The organism is Mesobacterium hydrothermale, assembly GCF_035818635.1.
Taxonomy (GTDB): domain Bacteria; phylum Pseudomonadota; class Alphaproteobacteria; order Rhodobacterales; family Rhodobacteraceae; genus Mesobacterium_A; species Mesobacterium_A hydrothermale.
This window is the reverse complement of the sequence record NZ_JAYLLH010000010.1, coordinates 24,758-37,097: the sequence shown is the minus strand read 5'-3', so window position 1 is coordinate 37,097 and position 12,340 is coordinate 24,758. Positions and strand designations below refer to the sequence as shown.

The following is a 12,340-nucleotide window of genomic DNA, read 5'->3' as shown; positions in this document are numbered from 1 at the left end:
GGAGACCATCAATGTCTGAACTAGCTATCGAGCGCGATATCGACCGCAGCGCAATGACGGTCTCTGACGAGGTCGCGATCCAGATCACCAAGATGAACAAGTGGTACGGGTCCTTCCACGTGCTGCGCGACATCGACCTGACCGTCTATCGCGGCGAACGGATCGTTATCGCGGGCCCGTCGGGGTCGGGGAAATCCACCCTGATCCGCTGCATCAACCGCCTGGAAGAACACCAGGCCGGCAGCATCCTGGTGGATGGCACCGAACTGTCGTCGGATCTGAAGAACATCGACAAGATCCGGTCCGAAGTCGGCATGGTGTTCCAGCACTTCAACCTGTTTCCGCATCTGACGATCCTGGAAAACTGCACGCTCGCCCCGATCTGGGTTCGCAAGATCCCCAAGAAAGAGGCCGAGGCGACCGCGATGCACTTCCTTGAAAAGGTCAAGATCCCGGAACAGGCCAACAAGTATCCCGGCCAGTTGTCCGGTGGTCAGCAGCAGCGTGTGGCCATCGCCCGTTCGCTCTGCATGAAGCCGCGGATCATGCTCTTTGACGAACCCACCTCGGCGCTTGACCCCGAGATGATCAAGGAAGTGCTGGATACGATGGTGGAACTGGCCGAAGAAGGCATGACCATGCTTTGCGTGACCCACGAAATGGGGTTTGCGCGTCAGGTGGCGAACCGCGTGATCTTCATGGATGCGGGCCAGATTGTCGAACAGAACGAACCCGAAGAGTTCTTCAACAACCCGCAGAACGAACGGACCAAGCTGTTCCTCAGCCAGATCCTGGGCCACTAAGGCACGGGACAGACCATCGCGACGCAGTACAAAAGGGGGCCGCTGGCCCCCTTTTTCTATCCTGGCCCATGTGTTGACGAAACTGCGCCATGGTCGGCCGATCGTTAGTCGGTCCCGACGCCGGGGGTTTCGGCGCAGCCGGTCCACAAACGCCTTTCCGGCCGATCAACCCGCTGGCATCCGCCCGCCGCTGCATCGAGCTTGGTGCCCTGCATCGGTCCGACCGCACCGCAGCAGTAGCGTCAGTCCTCAAGCAAGTCGCGCGGTACGACGAAATCCCACACCGTGCCCGTGGCGCAGCGCACATGCGACCAGTCCGGGGCCTCAAAATCCACCACCAGAGTCGCCCCGGTGGGATAGGCAAAGAACCGGCTATGCGCGGGCGGCTGCGCCACGCACCCAGCCGCGAATTCCGCGATGCCGGGATTGTGCCCGACCATCAGCACGGTTTGTCCCGTGGCCTCGGACAGGCTGTCCCACATCACGTTTGGGCTGGCGTGGTACAGCCGGCCCTCGACGCTCACCAGCGCCTCGATGCGAAGCCGGTCCAGTGTTTCGCGCGTGCGCAATGCGCTGGAACACAGCACCTGATCCGGCAGATATCCCTTGCCCCGCAGCCACGCCCCCAACGCCTTGGCGCTTTTCCGGCCCCTGCCGTTCAGCGGGCGGTCATGGTCGTCAAGCCCCGGTTCGGACCAGTCCGATTTGGCATGCCGCATCAGGATCAGTCGCATGGGTCCGTCCCCAGGAAAGCGGCCATGTGAAACGCCGATTGCACCGGCAGGCGTTCGAAATCAACAGCAACAGGACACGCCCGCCGGGCAAGGCAACCGTTGTCCCGGCAGTCGTGGCCGAGGTCGCTGCGCAAATGCGCCTTGCACGCCGCCACATCGTACTCTGCCAGCGACAGCGCGCCGACCGGGCAGGCCGTGGTGCAGGGGGCGGCGTGACAGCTCAGGCAGGGCATCACGCCCACGGGGGCGGCCTGCACCACCTGGGGCAACGCCACCGCCCCGCGATAGCTGATGAACAGCCCTGCCGCGTCGTGGACCAGCAGACCCACGGGGGACACCCAGGCATGGTCACTGTCGCGCGCCCAGGCGATGAACGGGGGATAGGGCGGGCCGTCGGACGGAAACACCGCATGGCCGCCCCACTCCCTCGCCAATGCACCAATCACCCGCTTGGACCAGCGGTCCAGCGGGTCCGGGTTGCCGTCGAAATATTCGTCGCTGGTGGAAAACAGCGGCCAGAACGCGGGTTCATCCGGTCCCAGCAACACAAGCGATGCGCAGCCTTCTGGCGCGCCGTCGCTGTCGGTCACCTCAAGCACGCCGCGCACCCGCAGCCCGGCCTTGGCGGCCGCATCATCCAGCGCGGCCAGCGCGGTCATCGATTCTCGCGCGGGGGCAGGTTCTCGGGCCGGATCAACGACCCCGAACCGTGTTCGGTGAACAGCTCCAGCAAGCAGGCGTTGGGCACCCGACCGTCAATGATCACGACGCCCCGCACACCCTTTTCGATGGCTTGCAGCGCGGTTTCCGTCTTGGGGATCATCCCGCCCGCGATGGTGCCGTCCGCGATCATCCGGTTCACGTCGTCCGGGGTCATCTCGGTCACCACGTCGCCATCCTTGTTCTTGACCCCGGTCACGTCGGTCAGCAGCAACAGGCGATCGGCCTTCAGCGCCCCGGCAATCGCACCGGCGGCGGTGTCGCCGTTGACGTTGAAGGTTTCCAGCGGGTCCATCCCGGTGGCCACAGGGGCCACGACCGGGATGATCCCGGCGGTGAACAAATCACGCAGCACCTGCACGTTCATCTCGATCGGGCGGCCGACAAAACCCAGTTCGGGGTCGTCCGCCTCGCAGACCATCAGGTCGTCATCCTTGCCCGACAGGCCGACGGCGCGGCCGCCTTCGTCCATGATTGCCTGAACGATTCGCTTGTTGACCAGACCGGTCAGAACCATTTCGACCACTTCGACCGTGGCCTGATCGGTCACGCGCTTGCCACGGACAAAACGGCTTTCGATGTTCAGCCGTTTGAGCAAATCGTTGATCATCGGCCCGCCGCCATGCACCACGACGGGGTTCACCCCCACCTGTCGCATCAGAACGATGTCGCGGGCGAATTCGGCCATCGCGTCGGCGTCACCCATGGCGTTGCCGCCGAATTTGACCACGACGATGGCCCCGGCATAGCGTTGCAGATAGGGCAGAGCCTCGGACAGGGTGCGGGCAGTAGCGATCCAGTCTCGGTCCATGTTCTGTCGTCTCATCGTTCTGGCGGGCCTTTCGCGCCGTAGGGGTATACCACTTGTCTGGTCAATCGGCCGGGTCGGTGCAAGATTTTTCGTCGAAAAATCCTGCCCGCGCCCTATACCAGCGTCGCGATGATGGTCCGCAGGGTTTCCAGCCCGTCGCCCTTTTCGGAAGAGGTCACGACGATCTCGGGGAAGGCGGCGGGGTGTTTTGACAGGGCCTTGCGTACCTGTGCCAGCACCTTTTCACGGTCGGTGGCCTTGACCTTGTCGGCCTTGGTCAGCACGCACTGAAAGGTGACCGCGCTTTTGTCGAGCAGGGTCATGATTTCTTCGTCCACGGATTTGACCCCGTGCCTGTGGTCGATCAGCACGAAGGCACGGCGCAGGTTGGTGCGCCCTGACAGGTACTGTTTCAGCAGCGCCTGCCACTTCTGCACCACCGCGACCGGCGCATTGGCAAAGCCATAGCCGGGCAGGTCGACAAGATAATGTTCTTCGCCCGCGGTGAAAAAGTTGATTTCCTGCGTCCGCCCGGGGGTGTTCGACGCGCGCGCCAGTCCCTTGCGCCCGGTCAGCGCGTTGATCAAGCTGGATTTGCCCACGTTTGACCGTCCGGCAAAGCACACCTCGATCCGGTCATCCGGCGGCAGGCCGTCCATCGCGACCACGCCTTTCAGGAACTCGGTTTCCCCGGCAAACAGCAACCTGCCGCGTTCGCGGCTCAGCTCATCGGGGATCTCGGCGATCGGAAACGGCAATTCTTGTGTCACAGCAGGTGTACCCCGTCGCCTATTGCCACCTCGCCGGACCGGACAACCTCTGCCCGAACCGAGAAATCCCGGTGGCCCCATGTGTCCAGGACGCTCAGCGTGTCCGCATCCCTGACCCCGGTGTCGGGGTTGACCGTCGTGGCAGTGCAGCGGTCGGTGCGTTCGCGGACCTTGAAGATCGTGCTGCCGATCTGCACTTCGCGTCCCATCCACTCAAATTCTTCCCAGGGTGCCAGCCCGTCCATCCAGATATTGCCGCGCCAGCGCAGCACCGACAGCGGGCGGCCCATCTTCTGTTCCACCGCCCGGTGCGAAGACATGTTGCACAGCGTCACGCTGGGAAAGTCGCTGTCGGTCATCGCCTGCGCCCGGGCGCGGATCAGCCGGGCAGGCTGCGCCCGGTTTTCCGGCACCAACCCGGCGACCCAGTCCAGCAGTGCTGCGCCGTCGCGGTCGGGCTGGATCGTCAGATCGTCCCGGTCGGGATGCGACAACACGATGGTTTCGCTGTCCGGGTCCAGCCGGGCCGTGATCGCCATCAGGGCAGGTGCCTTGCTGACCCGGCTGAAATGGCCGCAACTTACCCATTCAGACCCGTCAGCATCGGAATTTTCCAGCGCCACCGCCCAGACCCGATCCCAGGGCACGGTCTGCCCGGCCGTCAGCGCCACCCGGTCCAGCGACTCGCGGCCGTGGGACTTGATCGGATGGCGCCAGATCTGGGTGACGCGCGCGGTCATTTCTTGCCGGGCTTACCCGCCTCTTCGGCCTTGGCGTCTTTCGGGGTCTTCTTGAAGCCCGACTTGATGTTGCCAAACACGTCCGGGGTATAGCCCTGGCTGCGCATGATCAGGTACTGCTGGGTAAAGGTGATCGTGTTGTTGGTGATCCAGTACACCACCAGCCCGCTGGCAAAGCTGCCCAACATGAACATGAAGACCCAAGGCATCCAGGCAAAGATCATCGCCTGGGTCTGGTCGGTGGGGGCCGGGTTCAGTTTCTGCTGCAACCACATCGATACGCCCAGCAGGATCGGCAGGATGCCCAGGAAGATGGTCGCCATCAGTGTCCCTGCCTCGGGCGCGGCCCAGGGCAGCAGTCCGAAGGCGTTGAAGATCGACGTCGGATCGGGCGCCGACAGATCCTGGAACGGGCCGAAGAATGGCGCGTGACGCAGTTCCAGCGTGACGAAGATCACCTTGTAGAGCGAAAAGAAGATCGGGATCTGAATGAAGATCGGCAAACAGCCCGACGCGGGGTTCACCTTTTCCTTCTTGTAGAGTGCCATCATCTCTTGCTGCATCTTGGCGCGGTCGTCGCCTGCCTTTTCCTTGATCGCCTGCATCTCAGGCTGCAATTCCTTCATCTTCGCCATCGAGACATAGGACTTGAACGCCAGTGGCAGCACCAGCGCCTTGATCAGGAAGGTCAGCAGGATGATCGACAGACCCATGTTGCCAATCAGGCCATGCAACCAGTGCAGTGCGATGAAGATCGGCTTGGTAAAGAAGAAGAACCAGCCCCAGTCGATGCTGTCGACGAATTTCAGCACGCCCGCCTTCTGGTATTCGCGGATGGTTTCCCATTCCTTGGCACCGGCAAACAGTTGCGTGGTGACTTCGGCGCTTTGGCCGGCGGCGATGGTCATCGTCGGCAGCACCGCTTCGGTCTGATAGATGTCGCGCGCGGCATAGTATTTTTCGACCGATTTGAACGACGACCCCGGTGCGGGAACCAGCGTTGCCATCCAGTAGTGGTCGGTAAAGCCGATCCAGCCGTTTTCCTGAACCTGCTTGACCTCTGCTGGGGCGCCTTCGGCGGCCACCACGGGCAGGTCTGCCATGTCCTCATAGCTGGTTTCAGTCAATTCGCCGTCCGACATGCCGATCACGCCTTCATGCAGCACGAAGAACTTCTTGCGGTCCTTTGGGATGCCGTGGCGTGCAATCACGCCGTAGGGCGCTGCCGACACCTGGGCGCCGGTGGTGTTTTCCACCGATTGCGTCACCGAGAACATGAAATCCTCGTCCACCGACAGGGTACGGCGGAAGATCAGCCCGGCGGGGCTGTCCCAGCGCAGGGTTACCGGCGTGTCCACCGTCAGCGTGTCACCGGTTTCGACCGTCCACAGCGTGTTCGGGCCGGGCACGTCGTCGGCCGTCAGGCCCGCACCGGGGGCCCAGCCGTACAGCGCATAGTAAGCGTCTTCGCTGCCCACAGGGCGCAGCATGTGTACCGTCGGAGAGTCCGGTTCGATGGTTTCGCGATAGTCCTTCAGCAACAGATCGTCGATCCGGCCACCGGTCAACGAAATCGTCCCGCCCAGCCGGGTGGTGTCGATCGGCAGGCGCGGAGCCTCTGTCGTGTCGGCGGCGTTGCCGGCATCGGCTGCCGCGGTTGCCTCGCTCGCGCCTGCGGTCGGCGCCGCGGCTTCGGCCACCGGTGTGGTGGCCGCGACCTCGGGTGCGGTGGCCTGCTGCGGTTCCGGTGGAGGGAACAACAGGAACCAGACCAGGATCACGGCAAAGCTCAGCGCCGTTGCGAGAATGAGATTCTTGTTCTGATCGTCCATGTGGAGCCTGCCACCCAATACATCTTTTTCCGTCAGGTGGGTTCAACAGAGACAGGCGGCAAAGGTCAAGCGGTTTCCGGTCGGGGCGCGCCCGTGTCACGGCCCTGTGCACGCGGGATTCAGCCATTCGCCCCCGCGATCCGCGGAATGGCCGCCAGTTTTGCCGCATGCGCGCGGCACCAGTCGTGCAATTGGTCCCCGGGCATCGGCCGGGCGATTCCGTATCCCTGAAGGTGCGTGCAGCCCAATTGCGCCAGAACCGCGTGTTCGCCATGGCTTTCAACGCCTTCTGCCACGGTTTCCAGTCCCATCCGCTCTGCCAGCCCGATCAGCGCGGCCACCAGCCTGCGCTGCCGGTCGTCGCGGTCGATCCGGGTCACGAACCGGCGGTCGATCTTCAGCCGGTGTACCGGCACCAGTTGCAGCGCCGCGATCCCGGTCTGGCCGGTGCCGAAATCGTCAAGGTCGATGCCGCACCCAAGCTCTGCCAGCGCGTTAATCGAGCGGACAAGGCACTCGTCGCTTTCGGTCAGCAGGACTGATTCCAACACTTCGATGCGCAACCGGTCGCCGCACAGCCCGAACCGGTCCAGTTCCCACGAAACGATTTCGGCCAGGCGGGGGTTGCGCAATTCCACTTCGGAAAAGTTCAGCGACACCGAAGGAATATCCATCCCGGCCCGGTCCCAGGCTTGAAGCGCGACGCAGGCGCTGTGCAGCATGATTTCGCCCAGCCGTTCCATCCCCCCTGCCTGGTCCAGCGCGGGCAGCAATTCGGCGGGGGCGATCACGCCGCGGGTCGGGTGCAGCCAGCGCGCCAGGGCCTCGACCCCGGTCAGATCGGCGCTGCGTGCATCGACGATGGGCTGGTACCATGGCGCGATCCGCCCGGTTTCCAGCGCCTGCAATACCTCTCCCACCAGCAGCGGTTCGGCATCCACGCGGCGCGGCGGATCCGCCATGCGCCGCTGCGCCCGGATACCAGAGGCACCGGCGCGCTGGGCTTCGTCCAGTGCGGCGCGGGCCGCCTGCAGCAGCGCGCCGCCGCCCGCACCCGCACGCAGGCGGCTGCTCATGCCGATGCCGATGGCGGCGGAGAAGTGAAGGTTTTCGCGATCGGCGGGCAGGGCATCCTCAAGCGCGGTTTGCAGCCGTTGTGCCAGCATTTGTACCGCGTTCAGGTCCAGCTTGCCGGGGTGCAGCAGCACCGCGATCTGTCCGTCCGCCGCCCAGGCTGTAAGGTCGCCTTCGCGCAACAGGCTGCGCACCCGTTCCAGAAGCGCCCGGCGCGTCCCGTCGCGAGATGCGGCGACAACCCGGTCCAGCCCGCTGACCGCGATCAGCAGGCAGGCAGTGTTGCGACCACTGCGCCGCGCCAGCGCCATTGCCGCCTCGGCCCGGTCTGACAGGTCGTTCAGGCTCAGCCGGTCTGGTGCGCGCGGCCCGGACAGCGGGATTTCCTTGTTCGGATCGACGCCAATGGCCGCCACCAGCACCGGCAGCCCCAGCGCCACCGCGATCAGCACCGTTTCGCCGCCGAACCAGAAGGCCGCCAGCGACAGCGCCGGCGCAAACGCCAGCAATTGCGGCCCGATCAGCATCTGCCGCAAGCGGCGCCGCAGTTCAGTCACCCAGTGCGAAACCCTGTTCGCCATGATCATACCCCGTTTTCCCTACACACGCGGGCAGGGTCGGGGCATCTGGCTGAACGCGGGCTTAACGCAACTTGGGAATGTCGTTCGGGTTTTCGTCAGTTTCAACGGATCCGCGCATCAGCCCGGCGAAATCGAACAACTTCGGGTCCAGCATGTGGCTGGGCCGGATGTTCATCAGCGACCGGAACATCACCTGTCGCCGGCCGGGACTGTTCTTTTCCCAGCCGTCCAGGATCTGCTTGACCTGCTGGCGCTGCAGCCCGTCCTGCGATCCGCACAGGTCACAGGGAATGATCGGGTAATTCATCGACTTGGCGAATTTTTCGCAATCGGCCTCGGCGACATGGGCCAGCGGGCGATAGACGAACAGGTCGCCCTCTTCGTTGACCAGCTTCGGCGGCATCGTCGCCAGCCGCCCGCCGTGGAACAGGTTCATGAAGAAGGTCTCGAGGATGTCGTCGCGATGGTGCCCCAGCACCACCGCCGAACAGCCTTCTTCCCGCGCAATGCGATACAGATTCCCGCGTCGCAGCCGCGAACACAGCGCGCAATAGGTCCGCCCGGCGGGGACCTTTTGCTTCACGATGGAATAGGTGTCCTCGTATTCCACCCGGTGCGGCACCTGCATCCGTTCCAGGAACTCGGGCAGCACCGTCGCGGGAAAGCCCGGCTGCCCCTGGTCCAGGTTGCAGGCCAGCAGATCCACTGGCAGCAGCCCGCGCCACTTCAGTTCATGCAGGATCGCCAGCATCGTATAGCTGTCCTTGCCGCCCGACAGGCAGACCAGCCATTTCGGCGTCGTGCCATCGGTGCGGCGTTCGACCATGCCATAGTGTTCGACCGCCTCGCGCACGTTCTGCACGATGCGTTTGCGCAGCTTCTTGAACTCGGTGCTTTTCGGGGCTCCGTAGAACAGCGGATGGATATCGTCGGCGTCGTCAAGCATGGAGGCTGCCATAGGCGGTTGCAGCGGCACGGGCAAGGGATTTGGCGTGTGGGCGGTCAGTCCGGCACGTTGTCGATGCCCGACCCGCCCAACGGGTGGCACCGCCCGATCCGCTTGATCGCCAGCCAGCTGCCCTTGATCCCGCCGTGCTTTTCCAGCGCCTCAAGCGCATAAGCCGAACAGGTCGGCTGATAGCGGCAGCCATGGCCCACCCAAGGGCTGCCGATCAGCCGATAGGCCCGGACGGGCAGGGACAGGACATAGGCCAGCGGGGTCATGGTGCAGCACCGTGCAGTTTCTTCAGCGCGTAGCGCAGATCGTTCTGCAGCTCGGAGAACGGGCGTGCTATGGTTGCCTCGGGCTTGCCGATCAGAACATAGTCGAAGCCGGGTTTGCCCAGCTCCGGCAGCACGCTGCGGGCGACCTCTCGCAGTCGCCGCTTGGCCCGGTTGCGGGCCACAGCATTGCCGACCTTCTTGGAACAGGTAAAACCGACCCCGATTCCCGGGCTGTCGTCGCGGCGATCACGCGCCTGCACCAGCATGCCGCCGGTGCCCTGCTTTCTGGCCCGCGCCGCAGCCAGAAACTGCGAGCGCTTGCGCAGCACGTTCAGGGGCGGCGGCGATTCGGTCAAACCGTCGGTCCGACACAATGAAACCGCCGAAGGCAGATTCCCCGGGTGTTGATCGGGGGCCGTCGGCGGTGTCATGTCTAAACCCGAAACGGTCAGCCCTGTCAGGCAGACAGGGACTTGCGGCCGCGTGCGCGACGGGCGTTCAGGATCTTGCGGCCTGCTTTGGTTGCCATGCGCGCACGAAAGCCGTGACGGCGCTTGCGGACCAGGTTCGAGGGTTGGTAGGTGCGTTTCATCGCTCCGTCTCCGTCAGTTCGCGGGCCCTGAAGCGCGGATTCGCGGGGCCGGATGTGTTCGAAGCCCGTGCTATAGGAGCGAAGCCCCGACTTGTCAAACGCTTGCACGGGGGCTTTTGCAACATTTTCGAAGCCGCGCCGCCCCCGAATGTTACAGACCGGCGGGAATCCCCTGCAAAACCGTTGCAAACCTGTCACCGGCGTTCAACCGGGCGTGAAATGCACTGCCCGATCACCGCAGCCCGCCGCATCTGTGTTAGAGCGTTGAGACCCGGAAAGCCCCATGAGCCAGATGACAGACACCCCCGCAACCCGCCGCCTTGGCCGCCACATCCCGCTGATCGTGATCGCGGTTGTCGCGGTGATCGGCTCTTTCACCCTGCGCGACTACCTGTCGTTCGAAACCCTGCGCGACAACCGAGAGGCGCTGCTGGCCTTCCGTGACAGCAACTACCTGCTGGTCGCCGTGGCCTTTGTCGCGCTTTACATCGTGATCGTGGCATTTTCCCTGCCGGGCGCGGCCGTGGCCTCTGTCACCGGGGGCTTCCTGTTCGGTCTCTGGGCCGGGACAGCGCTGAACGTGTTCGCGGCCACCATCGGCGCGGCGGCCATCTTTCTGGCCGCCCGCGCCGGTCTGGGCCGGACGCTGGCGGCGCGGCTCGACACGTCCGAAGGGGCGGTGAAGCGGTTGAAAACGGGGCTGCACGACAATGAAATCAGCGTCTTGTTCCTGCTGCGCCTTGTCCCCGTGGTGCCGTTCTTCGTGGCCAACCTCGTGCCCGCGCTGGTCGGCGTGAAGTTCCGCAACTTCCTGTGGACCACGGCGCTGGGCATCATTCCCGGCGGCATCGTCTTTACCTCGATCGGCGTCGGCGTGGCCGAGATCTTCGACCGTGGAGAAACCCCCGACCTGTCGCTGCTCTGGGCGCCGCAGGTGATTGGCCCGATTCTCGGCCTTGCCGCGCTGGCCGCCCTGCCCATCGTCATCAACGCGATTCGCGGACGCAAGGGGATTTGACCATGGCGCAGCTGAAAACCGATCTACTCGTCATCGGGGCAGGCTCCGGCGGGCTGTCCGTCGCCGCTGGCGCGGTGCAGATGGGCGCCGGCGTGATCCTGCTGGAAGGGCACGAAATGGGGGGCGATTGCCTGAACTATGGCTGCGTTCCGTCCAAGGCCCTGATCGCCGCCGCGACCCAGGCCCACGCGATGACCCATGCCCGGCCCTTCGGCATCACCGGTGCGCCGCCGCAGGTCGACTATGCCGCCGCGATGGACCACGTGGCCCGGACCATTGCCCATATCGCCCCTGTCGACAGCCAGGACCGGTTCGAAGGCCTTGGGGTGCAGGTGATCCGTGCCTATGGCCGCTTCCTGTCGCCCACGCAGGTGCAAGCGGGCGACGACACGATCACCGCGCGGCGAATCGTGATCGCCACCGGCTCGTCGCCGCTGGTCCCGCCCATCCCCGGGCTCGACACCGTGCCGTACCTGACCAACGAATCGCTCTGGCAACTGCGCGACCGCCCCGATCACCTGCTGATCATCGGCGGCGGTCCCATCGGCATGGAAATGGCGCAGGCCCACCGTCGCCTGGGCAGTCAGGTCACCGTGATCGAAGGCGCCACCGCACTGGGGCGCGACGACCCGGAAACCGCCGCTTTCGTGCTCGACCAACTGCGCGCCGATGGCGTGCAGATCGCCGAACACGCGCAGGTGACCCAGGTCTCCGGCAAGCCCGGCGCCATCACTGTCACCACCAGGGATGGCCAGACGGAAGGCCAGCGCTTCACCGGCAGCCACCTGCTGATCGCGGTTGGCCGCCGCGCCAATACCGACCGCCTGGACCTTGACAAGGCGGGCATCGAAACCACCCGCACCGGGATCAGGGTGGACGCCGGCCTGCGCACCACCAACCGCCGCGTCTATGCCATTGGCGACGTGGCGGGCGGGCTGCAGTTCACCCATGTCGCGGGCTACCACGCCGGGGTCATCCTGCGCTCTGCCCTGTTCGCGCTGCCGTCCCGGGCGCAGACCCATCACATCCCCTGGGCCACCTACACCCGCCCCGAACTGGCCCAGGTCGGCCTGACCGAGGCGCAGGCCCGCGACCGACACGGCGACAGGGTCGAGGTCGCCCGCTTCGAGATCACCCACAACGACCGCGCCATTGCCGAACGGGAAAACCGCGGCCTGATCAAGGTCATGGTCCACAAGGGCCGCCCGGTCGGGGTGTCGATCGCCGGGCCTCAGGCCGGAGAATTGATCGCGCTGTGGTCGCTGGCGCTGGCCAACCGGTTGAAAATGTCCCAGGTTGCCGCCATGGTCGCCCCCTATCCGACGATTGCAGAGGTTAACAAACGCGCGGCGGGCGCTTATTTTGCCCCCAGGCTGTTCGAAAACCCGACAGTGAAGAAGGTTACAGGCGCCGTGCAGCGCTGGCTGCCCTAGAAGGACCC

General features: G+C 64.7%; 14 protein-coding genes. 3 read left to right on the top strand and 11 right to left on the bottom strand.

From position 1 onward, the window contains the following. The first annotated feature begins 11 nt into the window (after positions 1-11). The gene (locus tag VK792_RS09045) at positions 12-803 is read left to right on the top strand and encodes an amino acid ABC transporter ATP-binding protein (protein ID WP_326297146.1); all 792 of its coding nucleotides are present in this window, start codon (positions 12-14) and stop codon (positions 801-803) included. A 242-nt stretch (positions 804-1,045) separates the two neighbouring features. Here VK792_RS09045 and VK792_RS09040 read toward each other — a convergent pair whose 3' ends face one another. The 11 genes from VK792_RS09040 to rpmH all read right to left on the bottom strand — a co-directional run bounded on the left by VK792_RS09040 (position 1,046) and on the right by rpmH (position 9,881). Continuing rightward, a complete protein-coding gene (locus VK792_RS09040; RefSeq protein ID WP_326297145.1) occupies positions 1,046-1,537 on the bottom strand; it encodes a SixA phosphatase family protein in 492 nt (163 codons plus the stop codon). Next, positions 1,528-2,196, bottom strand: coding sequence for a ferredoxin (locus VK792_RS09035; RefSeq protein WP_326297144.1), 669 nt, complete (start codon positions 2,194-2,196; stop codon positions 1,528-1,530). Before VK792_RS09035 ends, VK792_RS09040 begins: the two co-directional genes overlap by 10 nt. Next, the gene (argB, locus tag VK792_RS09030) at positions 2,193-3,083 is read right to left on the bottom strand and encodes an acetylglutamate kinase (RefSeq protein WP_326297143.1); all 891 of its coding nucleotides are present in this window, start codon (positions 3,081-3,083) and stop codon (positions 2,193-2,195) included. The genes VK792_RS09035 and argB overlap by 4 nt, the downstream gene beginning before the upstream one ends. A 98-nt stretch (positions 3,084-3,181) precedes the next feature. After that, positions 3,182-3,838 carry a ribosome biogenesis GTP-binding protein YihA/YsxC gene (gene yihA / locus VK792_RS09025; RefSeq protein ID WP_326297142.1) on the bottom strand — a complete coding sequence of 219 codons (657 nt, stop codon included), beginning with the start codon at positions 3,836-3,838 and terminating at the stop codon, positions 3,182-3,184. Further along, the gene (locus VK792_RS09020) at positions 3,835-4,578 is read right to left on the bottom strand and encodes an MOSC domain-containing protein (RefSeq protein ID WP_326297141.1); all 744 of its coding nucleotides are present in this window, start codon (positions 4,576-4,578) and stop codon (positions 3,835-3,837) included. Before VK792_RS09020 ends, yihA begins: the two co-directional genes overlap by 4 nt. Beyond that, a complete protein-coding gene (yidC, locus tag VK792_RS09015) occupies positions 4,575-6,410 on the bottom strand; it encodes a membrane protein insertase YidC (RefSeq protein WP_326297140.1) in 1,836 nt (611 codons plus the stop codon). The genes VK792_RS09020 and yidC overlap by 4 nt, the downstream gene beginning before the upstream one ends. 119 nt (positions 6,411-6,529) lie before the next feature. Continuing rightward, on the bottom strand, positions 6,530-8,065 hold the full coding sequence (locus VK792_RS09010; RefSeq protein ID WP_326297139.1) for a bifunctional diguanylate cyclase/phosphodiesterase: 1,536 nt from the start codon (positions 8,063-8,065) through the stop codon (positions 6,530-6,532). A gap of 61 nt (positions 8,066-8,126) precedes the next feature. Then, on the bottom strand, positions 8,127-9,011 hold the full coding sequence (gene ttcA / locus VK792_RS09005; RefSeq protein ID WP_326297138.1) for a tRNA 2-thiocytidine(32) synthetase TtcA: 885 nt from the start codon (positions 9,009-9,011) through the stop codon (positions 8,127-8,129). A gap of 56 nt (positions 9,012-9,067) precedes the next feature. Next, positions 9,068-9,289 (bottom strand): membrane protein insertion efficiency factor YidD, encoded by a 222-nt coding sequence (yidD, locus tag VK792_RS09000; RefSeq protein ID WP_326297137.1) that lies wholly within the window; start codon positions 9,287-9,289, stop codon positions 9,068-9,070. After that, positions 9,286-9,720 (bottom strand): ribonuclease P protein component, encoded by a 435-nt coding sequence (rnpA, locus tag VK792_RS08995; RefSeq protein WP_326297136.1) that lies wholly within the window; start codon positions 9,718-9,720, stop codon positions 9,286-9,288. The genes yidD and rnpA overlap by 4 nt, the downstream gene beginning before the upstream one ends. A gap of 26 nt (positions 9,721-9,746) precedes the next feature. Continuing rightward, the gene (gene rpmH, locus VK792_RS08990) at positions 9,747-9,881 is read right to left on the bottom strand and encodes a 50S ribosomal protein L34 (protein WP_005980833.1); all 135 of its coding nucleotides are present in this window, start codon (positions 9,879-9,881) and stop codon (positions 9,747-9,749) included. A gap of 283 nt (positions 9,882-10,164) precedes the next feature. On the opposite strand from rpmH, the gene VK792_RS08985 reads away from it, so the two are divergent. Both VK792_RS08985 and VK792_RS08980 read left to right on the top strand, forming a co-directional pair. Then, positions 10,165-10,899 (top strand): TVP38/TMEM64 family protein, encoded by a 735-nt coding sequence (locus tag VK792_RS08985; RefSeq protein WP_326297134.1) that lies wholly within the window; start codon positions 10,165-10,167, stop codon positions 10,897-10,899. A gap of 2 nt (positions 10,900-10,901) precedes the next feature. After that, positions 10,902-12,332: a dihydrolipoyl dehydrogenase family protein gene (locus VK792_RS08980; RefSeq protein ID WP_326297133.1), complete on the top strand. Its 1,431-nt coding sequence runs from the start codon at positions 10,902-10,904 to the stop codon at positions 12,330-12,332. Positions 12,333-12,340 lie beyond the last annotated feature (8 nt).

Excerpts from the sequence above, each read along its gene's own strand:
- VK792_RS09045 (WP_326297146.1), top strand. The coding sequence starts at position 12 with ATGTCTGAACTAGCTATCGAGCGCGATATCGACCGCAGCGCAATGACG.
- VK792_RS09040 (WP_326297145.1), bottom strand. The coding sequence starts at position 1,537 with ATGCGACTGATCCTGATGCGGCATGCCAAATCGGACTGGTCCGAACCG.
- VK792_RS09035 (WP_326297144.1), bottom strand. The coding sequence starts at position 2,196 with ATGACCGCGCTGGCCGCGCTGGATGATGCGGCCGCCAAGGCCGGGCTG.
- argB (WP_326297143.1), bottom strand. The coding sequence starts at position 3,083 with ATGAGACGACAGAACATGGACCGAGACTGGATCGCTACTGCCCGCACC.
- VK792_RS09020 (WP_326297141.1), bottom strand. The coding sequence starts at position 4,578 with ATGACCGCGCGCGTCACCCAGATCTGGCGCCATCCGATCAAGTCCCAC.
- yidC (WP_326297140.1), bottom strand. The coding sequence starts at position 6,410 with ATGGACGATCAGAACAAGAATCTCATTCTCGCAACGGCGCTGAGCTTT.
- VK792_RS09010 (WP_326297139.1), bottom strand. The coding sequence starts at position 8,065 with ATGGCGAACAGGGTTTCGCACTGGGTGACTGAACTGCGGCGCCGCTTG.
- ttcA (WP_326297138.1), bottom strand. The coding sequence starts at position 9,011 with ATGCTTGACGACGCCGACGATATCCATCCGCTGTTCTACGGAGCCCCG.
- yidD (WP_326297137.1), bottom strand. The coding sequence starts at position 9,289 with ATGACCCCGCTGGCCTATGTCCTGTCCCTGCCCGTCCGGGCCTATCGG.
- rnpA (WP_326297136.1), bottom strand. The coding sequence starts at position 9,720 with ATGACACCGCCGACGGCCCCCGATCAACACCCGGGGAATCTGCCTTCG.
- rpmH (WP_005980833.1), bottom strand. The coding sequence starts at position 9,881 with ATGAAACGCACCTACCAACCCTCGAACCTGGTCCGCAAGCGCCGTCAC.
- VK792_RS08985 (WP_326297134.1), top strand. The coding sequence starts at position 10,165 with ATGAGCCAGATGACAGACACCCCCGCAACCCGCCGCCTTGGCCGCCAC.
- VK792_RS08980 (WP_326297133.1), top strand. The coding sequence starts at position 10,902 with ATGGCGCAGCTGAAAACCGATCTACTCGTCATCGGGGCAGGCTCCGGC.